The sequence below is a fragment of the Pseudogulbenkiania subflava DSM 22618 genome, assembly GCF_900177275.1.
GTDB lineage: Bacteria > Pseudomonadota > Gammaproteobacteria > Burkholderiales > Chromobacteriaceae > Pseudogulbenkiania > Pseudogulbenkiania subflava.
On sequence record NZ_FXAG01000007.1, the window covers coordinates 39,881 to 56,327 of the forward strand.

At 62.0% G+C, this 16,447-nt stretch carries 14 protein-coding genes; 11 read left to right on the forward strand and 3 right to left on the reverse strand.

Going from position 1 to position 16,447, the window contains the following annotated elements:
• Positions 1-25: 25 nt before the first annotated feature.
• Positions 26-1,207 carry an acetyl-CoA C-acetyltransferase gene (locus B9N72_RS08145; protein ID WP_085275925.1) on the reverse strand — a complete coding sequence of 394 codons (1,182 nt, stop codon included), beginning with the start codon at positions 1,205-1,207 and terminating at the stop codon, positions 26-28.
• A 95-nt stretch (positions 1,208-1,302) separates the two neighbouring features.
• Positions 1,303-3,072: a PHA/PHB synthase family protein gene (locus B9N72_RS08150; protein WP_085275926.1), complete on the reverse strand. Its 1,770-nt coding sequence runs from the start codon at positions 3,070-3,072 to the stop codon at positions 1,303-1,305.
• A 319-nt stretch (positions 3,073-3,391) separates the two neighbouring features.
• On the opposite strand from B9N72_RS08150, the gene B9N72_RS08155 reads away from it, so the two are divergent.
• Positions 3,392-4,045, forward strand: a complete 654-nt coding sequence (locus B9N72_RS08155; protein WP_085275927.1) for a fumarylacetoacetate hydrolase family protein — start codon at positions 3,392-3,394, stop codon at positions 4,043-4,045.
• Positions 4,042-4,455 (forward strand): RNA-binding S4 domain-containing protein, encoded by a 414-nt coding sequence (locus B9N72_RS08160; protein WP_085275928.1) that lies wholly within the window; start codon positions 4,042-4,044, stop codon positions 4,453-4,455. The genes B9N72_RS08155 and B9N72_RS08160 overlap by 4 nt, the downstream gene beginning before the upstream one ends.
• 15 nt (positions 4,456-4,470) lie before the next feature.
• Here the strand turns inward: B9N72_RS08160 and B9N72_RS08165 are convergent, their stop codons facing one another.
• Positions 4,471-5,253: a helix-turn-helix transcriptional regulator gene (locus tag B9N72_RS08165; RefSeq protein WP_085275929.1), complete on the reverse strand. Its 783-nt coding sequence runs from the start codon at positions 5,251-5,253 to the stop codon at positions 4,471-4,473.
• A 148-nt stretch (positions 5,254-5,401) separates the two neighbouring features.
• Between B9N72_RS08165 and B9N72_RS21585 the strand changes: the two genes are divergently transcribed.
• The 9 genes from B9N72_RS21585 (at position 5,402) to B9N72_RS08205 (ending at position 16,434) form a co-directional block, all read left to right on the forward strand.
• Entirely contained in the window at positions 5,402-5,533 is a 132-nt protein-coding gene (locus B9N72_RS21585) for a hypothetical protein (RefSeq protein ID WP_268808242.1), read from the forward strand.
• A 69-nt stretch (positions 5,534-5,602) separates the two neighbouring features.
• Entirely contained in the window at positions 5,603-7,009 is a 1,407-nt protein-coding gene (leuC, locus tag B9N72_RS08170) for a 3-isopropylmalate dehydratase large subunit (protein ID WP_085275930.1), read from the forward strand.
• On the forward strand, positions 6,993-7,280 hold the full coding sequence (locus B9N72_RS08175; protein ID WP_085275931.1) for an entericidin: 288 nt from the start codon (positions 6,993-6,995) through the stop codon (positions 7,278-7,280). Before leuC ends, B9N72_RS08175 begins: the two co-directional genes overlap by 17 nt.
• A gap of 34 nt (positions 7,281-7,314) precedes the next feature.
• On the forward strand, positions 7,315-7,953 hold the full coding sequence (gene leuD, locus B9N72_RS08180; protein ID WP_085275932.1) for a 3-isopropylmalate dehydratase small subunit: 639 nt from the start codon (positions 7,315-7,317) through the stop codon (positions 7,951-7,953).
• A gap of 67 nt (positions 7,954-8,020) precedes the next feature.
• Positions 8,021-9,085: a 3-isopropylmalate dehydrogenase gene (leuB, locus tag B9N72_RS08185; protein ID WP_085275933.1), complete on the forward strand. Its 1,065-nt coding sequence runs from the start codon at positions 8,021-8,023 to the stop codon at positions 9,083-9,085.
• 341 nt (positions 9,086-9,426) lie between these two features.
• Positions 9,427-10,539 (forward strand): aspartate-semialdehyde dehydrogenase, encoded by a 1,113-nt coding sequence (gene asd / locus B9N72_RS08190; protein ID WP_085275934.1) that lies wholly within the window; start codon positions 9,427-9,429, stop codon positions 10,537-10,539.
• A gap of 93 nt (positions 10,540-10,632) precedes the next feature.
• Positions 10,633-11,646, forward strand: a complete 1,014-nt coding sequence (locus B9N72_RS08195) for an aspartate-semialdehyde dehydrogenase (RefSeq protein WP_085275935.1) — start codon at positions 10,633-10,635, stop codon at positions 11,644-11,646.
• Between the two features lie 175 nt (positions 11,647-11,821).
• Positions 11,822-14,161 carry a motility hub landmark protein FimV gene (locus tag B9N72_RS08200; protein ID WP_085275936.1) on the forward strand — a complete coding sequence of 780 codons (2,340 nt, stop codon included), beginning with the start codon at positions 11,822-11,824 and terminating at the stop codon, positions 14,159-14,161.
• Positions 14,158-16,434 (forward strand): FimV/HubP-related protein, encoded by a 2,277-nt coding sequence (locus B9N72_RS08205; RefSeq protein ID WP_234985924.1) that lies wholly within the window; start codon positions 14,158-14,160, stop codon positions 16,432-16,434. Before B9N72_RS08200 ends, B9N72_RS08205 begins: the two co-directional genes overlap by 4 nt.
• Positions 16,435-16,447: the final 13 nt, after the last annotated feature.

Here is a 16,447-nt window from a genome sequence, read left to right on the forward strand (position 1 = left end):
CTTGTGTTTCGATCTTGCAGAGGGCTTAATCGCGCTCGACTGCCAGCGCCACGCCCATGCCGCCGCCGATGCACAGCGTGGCCAGGCCCTTCTTGGCGTCACGGCGCTGCATTTCGTGCAGCAGGCTGACCAGAATGCGGCAGCCGGAAGCGCCGATCGGGTGGCCGATGGCGATGGCGCCACCGTTCACGTTTACCTTGTCGGCATCCCACTGCAGTTCGCGAGCCACGCCCAGCGCCTGGGCAGCGAAGGCTTCGTTGGCTTCGATCAGGTCGACTTCACCCAGAGACCAGCCGGCGCGTTCCAGCACACGCTGGGTTGCCGGTACCGGGCCCATGCCCATGATCGACGGCTCGACGCCGGCCGAGGCGTAGGCCTTGATACGGGCCAGCGGCTTAAGGCCCAGTTCGGCAGCCTTCTTGGCAGTCATCATGATCACTGCGGCGGCGCCGTCGTTGACACCGGATGCGTTGCCGGCGGTCACGGTGCCATCCTTCTTGAAGGCCGGGCGCAGCTTGCCCAGGCCTTCGGCGGTGGCGCCGGCCTTGATGAATTCATCGGTGGCGAAAGCGACCGGGTCGCCCTTGCGTTGCGGCACCATCACCGGGATGATCTCTTCGGCGAACTTGCCTGCGGCCTGGGCGGCTTCTGCCTTGTTCTGCGAGGCTGCGGAGAAGGCGTCCTGCTCTTCACGCGAGATGCCGTACTTGGCGGCGATGTTCTCGGCAGTGACCCCCATGTGGTACTGGTTGTAGACGTCGGTCAGACCGTCGTACACCATGGTGTCGACCAGGGTGGCGGGCCCCATGCGGAAGCCGTCGCGCGAACCCGGCAGAATGTGCGGGGACAGGCTCATGCTTTCCTGGCCACCGGCAATCACGATCTCGGCATCGCCGCAGGCGATGGCTTGAGCGGCCAGGTGAGTCACTTTCAGGCCGGAACCGCACACCTGGTTGATGGTCATGGCCGGTACGTGGACCGGGATGCCGGCCTTGATCAGCGCCTGACGCGCCGGGTTCTGGCCGACGCCGGCGGTCAGCACCTGACCCATGATCACTTCGGAGACCTGTTCCGGGGCGATGCCGGTCTTTTCCAGCAGGGCCTTGATTACCGTGGCGCCCAGTTCCGTAGCAGGAATCTTCGCGAGCGAGCCACCAAAGTTGCCGACAGCGGTACGACCAGCAGCGACGATAACGATCTCTTCCATCAGTCTTCTCCGTTCATTGGACTAAAATTGTCAGCATCTTGGGCCGACAATGGCATGTTGAAAACGGTCCCGAGTCGCTCGGGACCGGGTACGGATCATTGCAGCGAGGCCACCACCGCCGGCAGGGCCTTGGCGCGAACGTAAGTCCCCGGTGCCGGCTCGAGCGGGGGCAGCTCCTTGTTGCCCATGGTCTTGGGGGTGGCCACTTGCTTGCCCGATTGCGGGGCGAGCCACGCGTCCCAGTCCTTCCACCAACTGCCCGGACGGCTCTCTGCGGTCTCCAGCCAGTCTTCCGGGTCTTCCGGGAGGGCTTCGTTGACCCAGTAGTTGCGCTTGTCCTTGGTCACCGGGTTGATCGAACCGGCGATGTGGCCGGAAGCGCCCAGCACGAAGCGGCGGCTCGGTGTGCCGGTCAGGTATTTCACGCCGGAGTAGGCCGAGGTCCACAGCACGATGTGATCTTCGCGGGCGGCGAAGATGTACACCGGGATGTTGATCTTCGACACGTCGATCGGCACGCCGCACAGGGTGATGGCACCCGGCTTGGTGAGCGAGTTCTTGAGGTTGATCTCGCGCAGGAAGAACGTGTGCATCGGCAACGGCAGGTCGACCGCGTCGTTGTTCCAGTGAAGCAGGTCGAACGGCGCCGGGGTCTTGCCCAGCAGGTAGTTGTTCACCACGTAGTTCCACACCAGATCGTTGGCGCGCAGCGAGGCGAAGGTGCGTCCCAGCTCCTTGCCGCTGATAATGCCGCCGCTGGCCAGCTTCTGTTCGCGGCTGCGCACCACGTTCTCGTCGATGAAGACCTTGATCTCGCCCGGATCGGTATGGTCGAGCAGCGAGGTCATGAAGGTGGCGGAATCGATCCAGTTCATGCCCTTGGCCTGCATCACGCACAGCGCCGTGGTGAGGATGACGCCACCGATGCAGAAGCCCAGTGCATTCATCGAGGTCTGGCGGGTGATCTTCTTGACCGCCTCGGCGGCGGCGATGACGCCCTTCTCGATGTAGGTTTCCCAGGTGAACTGCTTCATCTCCGGGGTGGCCGAGCGCCAGGAAATCAGGAACACGCGGTAACCCTGGGCCACGAAATGGCGCACCATCGAGTTGTCCGGCTGCAGATCCATCAGGTAATACTTGTTGATGCAGGGCGGAACGATCAAGAGCGGCTTTTCGTAGACCTTTTCCGTGGTCGGGGTGTACTGGATCAGCTCGATCAGTTCATTACGGAAGACCACCTCGCCGGGAGTGGTCACGATGTTGACGCCGATCTCGAACTTGCTTTCGTCGGACATCGAGATGTGGCCCTTCTTGATGTCCTCCATCATGTTCTTCATGCCTTCGGACAGGCTCTCGCCCTTGGTCTCGATGGCGCGCTTGATCACCTCAGGGTTGGTCAGCATGAAGTTGGTCGGCGCCATGGCGTCGATGTATTGCCGGGTGATGAAGGTCAGCTTGTCCTTGGCCTCCGCGTCCAGCTGGGCCTGGTCGACCAGTTCAGTCATCCACTTCGAGGTGGCCAGGTAGCTTTGCTTGAGCAGGCTGTAGAACGGGTGATCGTTCCACTCCGGCGCGGCAAAGCGGCGGTCGCTGCTCTGGGCGGGGGCTTCGTCGCCAGAGGCGTTGCCCTGGCCGAGGAATTTCATCCAGAGGCCCATCTGTTGCTGGTAGAGATGGCTCTGCATGGCAAACAGTTGGTTGGCATGGTTCATCATGCCTGCCCACGGGTTGGCCGCACCATCGACAGGAGCGCCCATGGTGCCTCCCAGCGTCAGGGAATTGACGAACTGCTGCATCCACTGTTGATTGGCCTCGGAGAGGCTGGCAAAAAACTTCTCAAGCGAGATGGGTGCTTCCTGGCTCAATGTACTCTCCTTGCGCGTATCTGTCGGGGCAGTCCGCCGATCAGCTTGTCCTGACGCGCGGGCCCCCTGAGGGTGCTGCTGGTTTTGGCAAACTCTAACAGTGGCAAATGACAATTTCACACGAAACGGTCATTCACGCCAGAGGTTTTGTTGCAGACCAGCAATTGTTGCAGTGCAGCAAAATAATATATGACGCCGTGGTCGTTGTCACGTGCAATCTGCGGACGGCGACGCGTATGGGGGTACTGCCGCCCGTAGGGCTTCGGCGCTATAGTTGAGGGCTGCCGATAGCGGCGTTTAACCAGAGGGGTGTCAAGGTATGGCGGTAGTTCAACTGAACGGACAGAACATCCGCGTGGGCAATGTGTTCTGCATCGGCCGGAACTACGCCGCGCACGCGGCGGAACTCGGCAATGCCGTGGAGGCGGAGCCGCTGGTGTTTCTGAAGCCAACGTCGGCACTGGCCGGCGCAGGCGAGCCGTTACACCTGCCTGCCTATTCCCGCGATGTCCACCACGAATGTGAACTGGTACTGCTGATCGGCAGGGGTGGGCATGACATCCCTGAATCTGCGGCGCTACAGCATGTGGCAGGTTATGCCATCGGCCTCGATATGACCGCGCGCGACGTCCAGAGCATTGCCAAGCAAAAGGGTCTGCCTTGGACCAAGGCCAAGGGCTTCCGCGGTGCGGCAACAGTCTCGGCCTTCGTTCCCGCAGAACGGGTGGCAGACCCGGGGCTCCTCGAGTTTTCCCTGCAGGTCAACGGCGAGACGCATCAGCAGGGCGATACCCGCCTGATGCTGTTCCCGGTACCCGCCATCATCCATTACCTGTCGACGGTCTACGGCTTGAGCGAAGGGGATCTGATCTATACCGGCACACCGGAAGGTGTGGCGGCCGTTAAACCCGGCGATCGCCTGCAGCTGGATCTGCATGGCCTGGTATCGGCCGAGTGGAGTGTGGCCGAATGAGCCGTCAAAGCGCAGCAGTCGGCGAGGATGAGGGCAAGGTCCGGCTGGATAAATGGCTGTGGGCTGCGCGTTTCTACAAAACCCGGCAACTGGCGCACGAAGCGCTGGAGCTGGGGCGCGTGGAGGTGGGTGGCGAGCGGGTCAAGGCGTCGCGCGTGGTCAAGGTGGGCGACCGCCTGCACTTGCGGATCAACCAGCTCGACTACGATATCGAAGTGCTCGCCTTGACGTCGCAGCGCCGCTCGGCCAGCGAGGCGCAGCTGCTCTATCGGGAAAGCGAGGAGTCACGCGTGGCGCGGGAGGAAAAGCAGGCGCTGCTCAAGGCCGAACGGGTCTCCTACCCGCACGGTGCCGGGCGTCCGACCAAGAAGGATCGCCGCGAGATCCAGCGCTTCAAGAACGGCTCGTGATGATGGCGGGCGGTGTCAAAGGTCGGCCGGTGCCGGCAACAGCATCACCAGTTTCAGGTCACGCCGGGTGGCGGGGTAGAACGTGACTTGTTCGTACACCAGTTGTCCGCGTTGCGGGTGCTGGAACACGCGTATTCCGCCCTCTCGCCCCGTTACCTCATAGTCTTGCCAGAAAGCGGCGAACTCGGTGCTGTTCTGGCACAGCTCGGTAATCAAGGGCTGCATTTCCGCATCGTCCACGCTGCGGCCGCAGTCGGCGCGAAACTCGGCCACCAGCCGTTTGGCCCGGTATGACCAGTTGTCGATCAACTCCCGGGCCTGAGGGGTCAGGAAGGTGAAACGCAACAGGTTGCGCGGCCCGGCCTCTTCGGTATCCAACCAGCCATGGAACAACTGCTGTGCCGCCGGGTTCCAGGCGCGGGCGTTCCATTGGCGGTCCAGCACGTATGCCGGTGAAGTGATGTGTGCCACGCTGGCCACGATGGCGTCGGCCGCACTCGCGTCGCTTTGCTCTGTGGCCAGATCCAGCTTGCCCGCCAGGGTGAACAGATAATGCCGTTCCGCCGCCGTCAGCTGCAGCACCTCGGCCAGGCGTGCCAATACCTCCGTCGAGGCCGACACCGGCCGTCCCTGTTCCAGCCAGGTAATCCAGGTGGGGCTCACTGCACAGAGTTGCGCCAATTCCTCGCGCCGCAGGCCGGGTGTCCGGCGGCGGCCGGTGGTGCGCAAGCCGGTTTCTTCGGGTTGCAAACGTTCACGATGTTTGCGGATGAACTGACCTAGATTGTGGGGTGGCATGAAGGCGTGGTGGAGAAGACTGGTAGGTATTTATACTAGGATAAAACAGGGTCTTGTTCCAGTATCCATCGCTTCTTATTCTGTCACTCAGAGGATGGTCAGCAGGCAGTCTTCAGGGCCCTTGGTTGGCTGCCGTGAGTTGGGGGTAATGAAACTCCCCGTGTCGATGACTGTCCTGAAAGTGGCGGAGGCTAAGGGCGCCAAGGTGCTTTTCCGCTTCTTCGATCGTTTAAAACTGGCGTTTTTGCATTGCGGCAGGGTTTGCTTGAATCAGGGGTAAACGCTATGCCAGAATGGATTTTACGCTATTTCGCCATCGCTAGATTTCGACAGGATAAGACAGAGAGACATGACCGCGCAGACCCTTTACGACAAGCTCTGGTCCAGCCATGTAGTGACTGAAGAAGCCGACGGCACCGTGCTGCTTTATATCGATCGCCACCTGGTGCACGAAGTCACCAGCCCGCAGGCGTTCGAAGGCCTGAAACTGGCTGGCCGCAAACCGTGGCGAGTGTCGTCCATCGTGGCGACCGCCGATCACAACACCCCGACCGACCATTGGGACGAAGGCATCAAGGACCCGATCTCGCGCCAGCAGGTCGAGACGCTGGATGCCAACATCAAGGAATTCGGCGCGCTGGCCTACTTCCCGTTCAAGGACAAAGGCCAGGGCATCGTCCACGTGATGGGGCCGGAGCAAGGCGCCACGCTGCCGGGCATGACCGTGGTGTGTGGTGACAGCCACACCTCCACTCATGGCGCCTTCGGTGCGCTGGCGCACGGCATCGGCACCTCCGAGGTCGAGCACGTGATGGCTACGCAGTGTCTGGTGGCGAAGAAGTCCAAGTCCATGCTGGTGAAGGTCGAAGGGCAATTGGGTGAGGGCGTCACCGCCAAGGACGTGGCACTGGCGATCATTGGCAAGATCGGCACCGCCGGCGGTACCGGCTACGCCATCGAGTTCGGCGGTTCGGCGATCCGCGATCTGTCGATCGAAGGCCGTATGACTCTGTGCAATATGGCGATCGAGGGCGGTGCCCGTTCCGGCCTGGTGGCGGTCGACCAGAAAACCATCGACTACGTTCAGGGCCGTCCGTTTGCGCCGAAGGGTGAGAACTGGGACAAGGCCGTGGCGTACTGGAAGACGCTGGTGTCCGACGAGGGCGCGCAGTTCGACTCCGTGGTGGAACTCGCCGCCGCCGACATCCAGCCGCAAGTGACCTGGGGTACGTCGCCGGAAATGGTGACCGAAATCGCCGGCATCGTGCCGGACCCGGCTCAGGTGAAGGACCCGGTCAAGCGCGAAGGCATCGAGCGCGCCCTGGCCTACATGGGGCTTGAAGCCAACACTCCGATCGAACAGATCGCCATCGACAAGGTGTTCATCGGTTCCTGTACCAACTCGCGCATCGAAGACCTGCGCGCCGCCGCCGCTGTGATCAAGGGCCGCCAGAAGGCCGGTAACGTGAAGCTGGTGATGGTGGTGCCGGGTTCCGGTCTGGTGAAGGCGCAGGCCGAAGCCGAGGGACTGGACAAGGTGTTCACTGCGGCGGGGTTCGAATGGCGCGAGCCGGGTTGCTCGATGTGTCTGGCGATGAACGCCGACCGTCTGGAGCCGGGCGAGCGTTGCGCCTCGACCTCCAACCGCAACTTCGAGGGCCGCCAGGGACAGGGCGGACGTACCCACCTGGTGAGCCCGGCCATGGCCGCGGCCGCCGCGATTGCAGGCCACTTCGTCGATGTTCGCCATTTCTAAGCGCGCGCTGCGCCGTTTGCTACCGCTGACCAGCGTCTTGCTGCTTGGCGCTTGCAACACCGTGCACGGCCTGGGCCAGGACATCCACCAGGGTGGCGAGGCCGTCGGGCAGGCGCTGCATCGCAGTGGCGAGGCGGTCGGCCACGCCGTGCAGCGCGGCGGTGAAGCGGTATCGGATACCGCCAAGCGCGTGGGCAACAAGATAGACGATGCGACGCGTCCGAGTCCGCCGGCCCCGGTGGTCAACGGCACGACGTCGCAAGGCAACTAACGTATTGGGAGAGGGCTTGGCCCTTACAGGAATAATGAAAGCATTTACTACATTGAACGGGCTCGTGTGCCCGCTCGATCGCGCCAATGTCGACACCGATGCGATCATCCCCAAGCAGTTTCTCAAATCGATCAAGCGCTCGGGTTTCGGTCCGAACCTGTTCGACGAATGGCGTTATCTCGACCACGGCGAGCCGGGCATGGACAACAGCGTCCGCCCGCTCAACCCGGACTTCGTGCTGAACTACCCGCGCTACGCCGGTGCCCAGGTGTTGCTGGCGCGCGAGAACTTCGGCTGCGGTTCCAGCCGAGAGCATGCGCCGTGGGCGCTGGAAGACTACGGCTTCCGCGTTGTCATCGCCCCGAGCTTTGCCGACATCTTCTTCAACAACTGCTACAAGAACGGTCTGCTGCCGATCGTGCTGCCGGCCGAGACGGTCGATCAGCTGTTCAAGGAAAGCGTCGCGGCCGAAGGCTACCGCCTCACCATCGATCTGGCGGCACAGACCGTGACCACCCCGTCCGGCCAATCCTTCGCCTTCGACATCACCGAGCATCGCAAGCACTGCCTGCTCAACGGTCTGGACGAAATCGGGCTGACCCTGGCTCAGTCCGACAAGATTCGCGCCTACGAAGAAAAACTCAAGGCTGAGAAGCCCTGGCTTCTGGCCTGATCTGAACCGAACCGGAGCGGGCGGCTTGGCCGCCCGCTATGCTCAAGAGAAAGCAAGGGATACGATTATGAAGATTGCAGTATTGCCCGGTGACGGCATCGGTCCGGAAATCATCGCCCAGGCGCGCCGCGTGCTGGATGTATTGCGTCAGGATGGCCTGCCGCTCGAAATGGAAGAAGCGCCGCTGGGCGGGGCTGGTTACGACGCCTTCGGTCAGCCTTATCCTGAATCCACGCAGAAGCTCTGCCGTGCCGCCGATGCGGTGCTGCTGGGGGCCGTCGGTGGTCCGAAGTACGACAACCTCGACCGTCCGCTGCGCCCGGAACGCGGCCTGTTGGCGATCCGCAAGGATCTCAACCTGTTCGCCAACCTGCGTCCGGCCATCCTCTACCCCGAACTCGCCAACGCTTCCACGCTGAAGCCGGAAGTGGTGTCGGGCCTCGACATCATGATCGTGCGCGAGTTGACCGGCGACATCTACTTCGGCCAGCCGCGCGGCATCGCCGTCAACGAATTGGGCGAGCGCGAGGCGTACAACACCATGCGCTACAGCGAGAGCGAAATCCGCCGCATCGCCCACGTGGCATTCGGCATCGCCATGAAGCGCAACAAGAAGCTGTGTTCGGTGGACAAGGCCAACGTGCTGGAAACCACCGAGTTCTGGAAAGAAATCTTCATCGACGTGGCGCGCGAGTACCCGCAAGTGGAACTCAGCCACATGTACGTCGACAATGCCGCGATGCAGCTGGTGCGTAACCCCAAGCAGTTCGACGTGATGGTCACCGGCAATATCTTCGGCGACATCCTGTCCGACGAAGCCTCGATGCTGACCGGCTCGATCGGCATGCTGCCGTCGGCCTCGCTCGACCAGAACAACAAGGGTCTGTACGAGCCGTCCCACGGTTCCGCCCCGGACATCGCCGGCAAGAACCTCGCCAACCCGCTGGCCACCATCCTCTCCGCCGCCATGATGCTGCGCTATACCTTCGCCCAGGAAGAGGCTGCCCTGCGCGTCGAGAACGCGGTGAAGACGGTGCTGAAGCAGGGCTACCGCACCGCCGATATCTTCGAGGCGGGTTGCGAGAAAGTCAGCTGCTCGGGTATGGGCGACGCCGTGGTCGCCGCGCTGTAAGAGCCGCTAACAAAACCCTCTTGGCGTTGTTGCGCTCGCGTGCGAATCTCTCGTAGAGATTCGCTCAGCAAGCTCTTGTCGCACTAGTTGTACTGTAGCTTCGCAGAAACTTTGGCTACGCCTTGTTTTCTGCAGCCGCGCGCCTGGGCAAGACCGCTGCGCTAGGTTTTGTTGGCGACTCTAGTGATGTGGTAAATGCGGTTCAAATAAAACGCGCCGACCCCATTGTGTGAGCAGCTGTTGCCCTGCACAATGGGGTTGATCACCAGATAAGACCGGCCTCGATGAGCAGGCCGGCGAAATAGCTTCCACTATCCGACGACATTCAGGAGATATTTATTGTGCGAGTAGGTTTTGTTGGCTGGCGCGGCATGGTCGGTTCCGTGCTGATGCAGCGCATGCGTGAAGAAAACGATTTTGCCCAGATCAGCGAGCCGGTGTTCTTCACCACTTCCAACGTCGGCGGCAAGGGTCCCGATATCGGCCGTGACGTGCCGGCATTGAAAGATGCCAAGAATATTGATGATCTGCTGGCGATGGACGCCATCGTCACCTGCCAGGGCGGCGATTACACCTCCGAGGTGTTCCCGAAACTGCGCGCAGCCGGCTGGAAAGGCTACTGGATCGATGCCGCCTCCACGCTGCGCATGGAAGACGACGCCATCATTATCCTCGATCCGGTCAACATGAACGTGATCAAGGATGGCCTCGCCAATGGCGTGAAGAACTACGTCGGCGGCAACTGTACCGTGTCGCTGATGCTGATGGCGCTGGGCGGTCTGTTCCAGAACGACCTGGTCGAGTGGGTCACCTCGATGACCTACCAGGCGGCATCGGGCGCTGGCGCGCAGAACATGCGCGAGCTGATCTCCGGCATGGGCGCCATCCATGGCCAAGTAGCCGACAAGCTGGCCGATCCGGCCTCCGCCATCCTCGACATCGATCGCAAGGTATCCGATTTCCTGCGTTCGGACGAATACCCGAGCCAGAACTTCGGCGTGCCGCTGGCTGGCAGCCTGATCCCGTGGATCGACAAGGATCTCGGCAATGGCCAATCCAAGGAAGAGTGGAAGGGCGGCGTCGAAACCAACAAGATACTCGGCCGTTCGGCCAACCCGGTGCCGGTGGATGGTCTGTGCGTTCGCGTCGGCGCCATGCGCTGCCACAGCCAGGCCCTGACCATCAAACTGAAGAAGGACGTGCCGCTCGACGAGATCGAAGCGATGCTGGCTGCCGCCAACCCGTGGGCCAAGGTCGTGCCCAACACCCGCGAAGCCTCGATGCGTGATCTGACCCCGGCAGCCGTGACCGGCACGCTGACCACGCCGGTGGGTCGTCTGCGCAAGCTGGCCATGGGTGGCGACTACCTGTCCGCCTTCACCGTCGGCGATCAGCTGTTGTGGGGGGCTGCCGAGCCTCTGCGCCGCATGCTGCGCATCCTGATTGAGCGTTAAAATACGCTCGTCGCTCGAACCGGCCTGAGTGCCGGTTCCGTTTTTCCCAAAGGGCGCTTTGCGCCCTTTATGCATTTCTAACAGGAATTCATCATGTCTCATCCCATTCAGGTCGCCGTCGTTGGCGCAACCGGTCTCGTCGGCCAGGCCGTGCTCGACCTGCTCGCCAGCCGTGACTTTCCGGCCAGTCGCGTGTTCGCCGTGGATACCCAGGATCACGATGGAGAAACCGTCACCTTTGGTAACCTTGAGCTGAATGTTCACCCAGTCGACGAGTTTGGCTTCGAGGTGACGCCGCTGGCCATTTTCGTGGCAGGTGGTGAAATCTCTCGGCAGTACGTGCCGCTGGCGCGCGAGGCCGGTGCCACCGTCATCGATTTCACCTCGGCTTATCGCCAGGATGATGAAGTGCCGCTGCTCGTTCCTGCTCTGAACGGCAGCCTGGTGGCCGACCTGCCGGAGAACGCCCTGATCGCCGTTCCCAATTGTACGGTCACGCCGCTGGCCATCGCGCTTAAGGCGCTGGCTGAGCATGGTCTGAAACGGGTGACGGTGTCCACCTACCAATCCGTATCCGGAAGCGGCCAGGCCGCGCTCGAGGAACTGGCCAATCAGACCACGGCTCTGTTCACCCAGCGCGAGGCCGAGTGCGAAGTCTACGCCAAGCGCATCGCCTACAACCTGCTGCCCAAGATCGGCGATGCCGACGAGAGTGGCGCGACCGAAGAAGAGTCGTCCATCGTCAATGAACTGCACCGCCTGTTCGGCAGCGACGAGTTTGCCGTCGAGGCTACCTGCGTCAGGGTGCCGGTGTTCTTTGGCCATGCGTGGTCGGTTACGGTGGAAACCGATACCGAAGTGGAGGCTTCGCGTGCCCGGAACCTGTTTGCATCGCTCGGGCTGCACGTGGTGGACCAGCCGCAGCAGGCGGATGGCTATGCCACGCCAATGGAAGTTGCCGGCAACGATCGTGTCTGGGTAAGTCGTGTCCGTCGCACCGGAAAGACGCTCAGCTTCTGGCTTACGGCCGACAACGTCAAAGCGGCTGCGGCAATGAGTTGCGTTACCGTGGCTGAAGCTTTGCAAAATGCAGGGCACTTCGGGTAAAGAAACCGGGCGGCAGATTTTTGCCGCCTTTTTTCTTGGTATGAAATCTAGCTAAAGAGCTTGTTAAAGCCTAAGATGGCACTGATAAAGGACTACCTTCACTATGGGGTAGTTGTTGAAAAAAACATCTAAGCAGGTTGTTGCCGGAAGGTGAACTGTGACAAATCGGGCAAAAATGAAGCTGAGCGCTCTCGCCGTTGCGGTGCTTTTTTCCGCAAACGCTTGGGCGGGGCTGGGGAAAATCAATGTCAGATCCTATCTGGGTGAAACATTTCGCGCCGAGATCAATCTGACCGATGTTAATGCCGCCGAACTGTCCTCGGCACGGGTCGGCTTGGCCGGAATGGATACTTTTCGCGACCTTAACGTCGATTATTCAGGCATTCTGAGTTCCCTGAAGTTCTCGGTGGAGCCGAGTGGAAGAGGTGCCATCGTTCGCGTTTCGTCTTCTGCCCCTATCAACGAGCCGTATTTGCGCTTTGTGGTGGAGGCGAGAACCAGTTCCGGGCGTTCGGTGCGCGAGTACACCGTTTTACTCGACCCGATCGATTATCAGGTCAGCAACAAACCTTCCTTTGTTCAGTCCTTGCCGAAGGCTGCGCCTAGCCTTGCAAGCCAATACCGTGGCAACGTGGCCCGCGAGGGTGCGGTAGCACCAAGGCGTGCCCCTGCCGATTCGCTTTACGTGGCGCCGGGGGCGACGCTGAATACGCTGGCGGCTCAGGTGCGGCCACAAGGCGCCACACTCGAACAAACCATGGCGGCCTTGGTCAAGAGCAACCCTTCTGCTTTCATCGCGGGGGACCCAAACCGCATCAAGGCTGCCGTCAACCTGAAGGTGCCCCCGGCGGTCAAGATTCGCGCCATTGCTCCGGCCGAGGCTCGTAATCTGCTGGCTCCGGCCTCTGCGCTCGCTGCCAATGCAACGCCCCCCGCGACACAAGCCAGTTCCGAGCCGCCGCCGGCAGCCGCGCTCAAGCCGGCTGCCTCTGCCTCGCAGGCGGCTCAGCCGGTCAAGGGTGGGGAAGTGCTGAAACTGATGGCGCCGGAAACGTCGGCACCCACGGACGAAAAGCTGTCCGAGGTGGAGCAGCAAGTGGCCAGCCGTGAGCAAGCATTGAAAGATGCTGAAAAGCGCATCGCTACACTCGAGGCTCAAATCAAAGCGTTGCAGAACGGCCATGAGGTTGCCAAGCCGGCGGCCGGTAGCGCCGCCAAGGCCGGGGATGCGGCGGCTGGGCCGTCGTGGGTCGATTCGCTGTTGGACAATCTGCCTCTGGTCGGCGGTGGCGCCGCCGTTGCACTGTTGGCTGCCTTGGGCGTGGTGGTGGCGCGCCGTCGCCGTCAGGCTTCGTCCTTGTCTTCTGCGCTCAAGCTTTCGTCCGGCAATGCCGGCGCCGTGCTCGGTAGTGGCGCAAGCAGTTCCAACATCAACCTCCAGGGCGGGGCATCGGCCATCGGTGCTGGGCATTCTTTCATGGCCAACTTCACGCAGTCGGTGGGGGCTATCGACACGGCCGAAGTTGATCCGATTGCCGAGGCGGAGGTGTATATCGCCTATGGCAGGGATGCGCAGGCTGAGGAGATTCTCAAGGATGCGCTGAGTCGCGATCCGTCACGCCACGAAGTACGTCTGAAATTGATGGAAATCCACGCCGCGCGGCAGGACAAAGAAGGTTTCGAGTCGCTCGCGCGCGAACTGTATGCAGCATTCGACGGCAAGGGCCCGCATTGGGCCAAGGCGGCGGCGATGGGGGCGGTGCTCGACCCCGGTAATCCACTGTATCAGCTGCTTGACTCTGCCCCGGGGGCGAGCGCTCCGACTGTGGCACCGGCGACGACGATCGACCTTGATCACGAACTGTTCGGGCAGCCCTCGGCTCCGGCTTCCCCATCGGGGCAGACAGAAAGCGTCGCTGCGCCCCGGGAGCAAGAAAAGGCGCCGAGCGCCCCTGTTACGCAATCCGTTCCGACCGAAAACGACGACCCGTTGCGTGCTGCTCTGTTTGCCGAAGCGCCATCCTCCGGGGTTCCCGAGGAGACCAGTCCGGGGAGTATGCTCGATTTCGATCTGGATGCCGCTTTTGACCTCTCTGCCAAGAAACCGAAGGCGGACGCCACACAGGATGACCCGGCAGCCTCGGCGGCGATGCAGGAAAATCTGCTCGATTTCGACTTCAACCTCGATTCGATGTTGAGCGAGCCGTCCGGCAGCGCTGGGCAGCAGGGCAAAGCCGGTGGGGCTCCCGATCTGGGACTGGAAGAGACTGGTTCGGCCGGTTTTGACGCCCTCTACGAAGGCATGCTGGGGGCCGAGTCGGCACCGGAGGCCGCCTCGCTGGAGGGTTTGTCGGTCAATGACGATCCCTTGTCCACCAAACTCGATCTGGCCAAGGTTTATCTGGATATGGGGGATAAGGACGGCGCCAAGGAAGTGCTGGAAGATCTGCTTTCTGAAGCCCAGGGTGGGCTGAAGGTGGAGGCGGAGCAATTGCTGGCCAAAATAGGTTCATGATCGTGAAACTCCGGCCCTCCTTCGAGGGCTGGTTCGTTTCGGCTCCCCGGAGGCTTGCTAGGCAGGGAATGAACAGAATGGACTCTGTCATCAGAATGACGGCGATTGCCGCTTTGCTGTCCTCGTTGGGGGTCGCGGTGCAGGCCCATGCCGGGTTGGGACCGATCAAGGTGCTATCCTCGGACGGGGAGCCCTTTGAGGCGGAAATTCCCCTGGTCGATGAAGCCGTTGGCAACAACGCGTCGATTGGACTGGCCGACCGCAATCACTACCCTCTGATCTCCCCGTATACGCCATCAGTCGGCAAGCTCCAGTTCTCCCTGGTGCGGCAGGCTGATGGAATGCTCTCGAAAGTACGTGTTGCCGGCCCGGCCAATTTCGATGAGCCCACGCTGCATTTTGCTGTGGAAATCAGCTGGCCGGCCGGGCGCCTAGTGCGCGAATTCGACGTGGATTACCACCGCGATGGGCCGCGCCACCCAAAGCGCAGCCCCATGCCGGATGATGAAGGCAAGAAAGCTGCGGTCACGGCTGATCATCATGCCCGGCTAACACCGCTGGGACTTGGTGAGCTCAAGGTGCAATCCTTTATCGGTGAGCCCTTGCTTGCCGAAGTGGAGGTGCTGGGGCGGCCTCCTGCCGAACACAAGCAGCTTTCTGCCGTGGTGCTGCCCAGTGGTGCGGTGGGAGCGCAGCAGGTTCAGTTGCTGGCATCGATAGGCTACGAGTTCGTCAAGTCAGCGAGTGGCAAGACGGTGCTGCGGCTCTTCTCCAGTCAAATCGTCCAGGAACCCATGCTCTCGCTGCGGCTTGAGGTCGGAGTCGGTACCATCAAACTGGCGAGAAACTATTCGCTGTTGTTCGACCCCCCTGAAACTGCCCGTCAGATTGGCCGCGCTTCTCATGAAGAGAGCGCTGACGTGGGGCATCATGCGGCAAAGACCAAGGTCTATCGGGTCGGGCGCGGGGACACGCTCGGGGCTATCGCGCAGCGCACCGAGGGCGCGGACTCGGTGGAGCAGGTGATTCGCCGGCTGCATGCCGCCAATCCGCAAGCCTTTATCGCCGGGGATGTCGACAGGCTGAAAGCCGGGGCGCAACTGGCCTATCCGGCAAATTGGCGTATAGCCGAGGCGGCGCCGGCTGGCAAGAAGGTTGCCGTGAGAGAGCATTCTGCCGCTCCCGCGCAGCTTGCGGCACCCGTGTCAGCAACCGCTACCGTAGCCGCTCCACCTGTGGCAGCGGCGGTGTCGGCGGCGGGCGATAAGGTTGTACCGCCCAGCCAGGAGGCGCGGAGGGAGGGGGAGTTAAAACGCCGACTCCAGCAGCAGGACCAGCTGCTCGCGGTGGCGGAGCAGCGCCTGCAGGCGCTGCAGCAACGGCTGAATGCTTTGCAACAAGAGGCAGCCCATCCAGTCCCGGTCAAGGCGCCCACCACCAAGGCCGAGCCCGTCAAAAACGCTGCCGGCCCAGAGCCCGGGGCAATGGAGAGCCTGGGCAGGGCATTGGGCGACAACTCCCCCTATCTCTACACTGCCGCCGCCGCCGCGGGTGTCATGCTGTTGGGTGGGGGGTGGTGGTGGCTGCGGCGTCGTCGAAATCGGCAAGCAAACAGTGCGAACGGGCTTGTCACGGCGTTGAGCGTTGGTGCCAATCCGTCCCTGCTGACGATGGGGCCGCTCACCACATTGATGGCGGGCGGCAAGCAGGGTGGGGGAATCGACTTGAGCCCGGTTGACTTGGTGGCCGAGGCTGAGGTCTATCTTGCTTACGGCCGTACCGATCAGGCCTTGGCCCTGCTGCGAGAAGGACTGACGCGGGAGCCGATGCGGCAGGATGTACGGTTCAAATTGCTGGAAGCCTTGTCCTCCCTGCCGGACAAACAGCCCTTCATCCTCGAGGCGACGGCAGCGAAAGGCGTGTTTGGCAAGGATAGTACCTTGTGGCAGCGTGTCTGCGAGCTGGGGCGGGTAACCCTGCCGGGGAATCCATTGTTTGACATGGAGCCACTCGCGAGCGTAGCAGGCGCCGGGGTGCCGGCCGCTGCGTCTATTCCGGCTGCTGGTGCGGTGGCGAGAGTAGCGGCTCCCGAGGCCGTGGCTGGCGATGGAGCGGCTGTGCCGACCCAGTCCTCCCTTGCCGCTGAGGCTCCCCTGGCCGCCGAGGTATCTCAATCGGCTTCGGACAAACAGGAACTGGCGCGGCTGTACATGGAGATGGGGGATACTGAGGCGGCCAAGGCCTTGTTGAAGGAGTCTGAAGATTCGGCTTGATCTGACCGAGAGG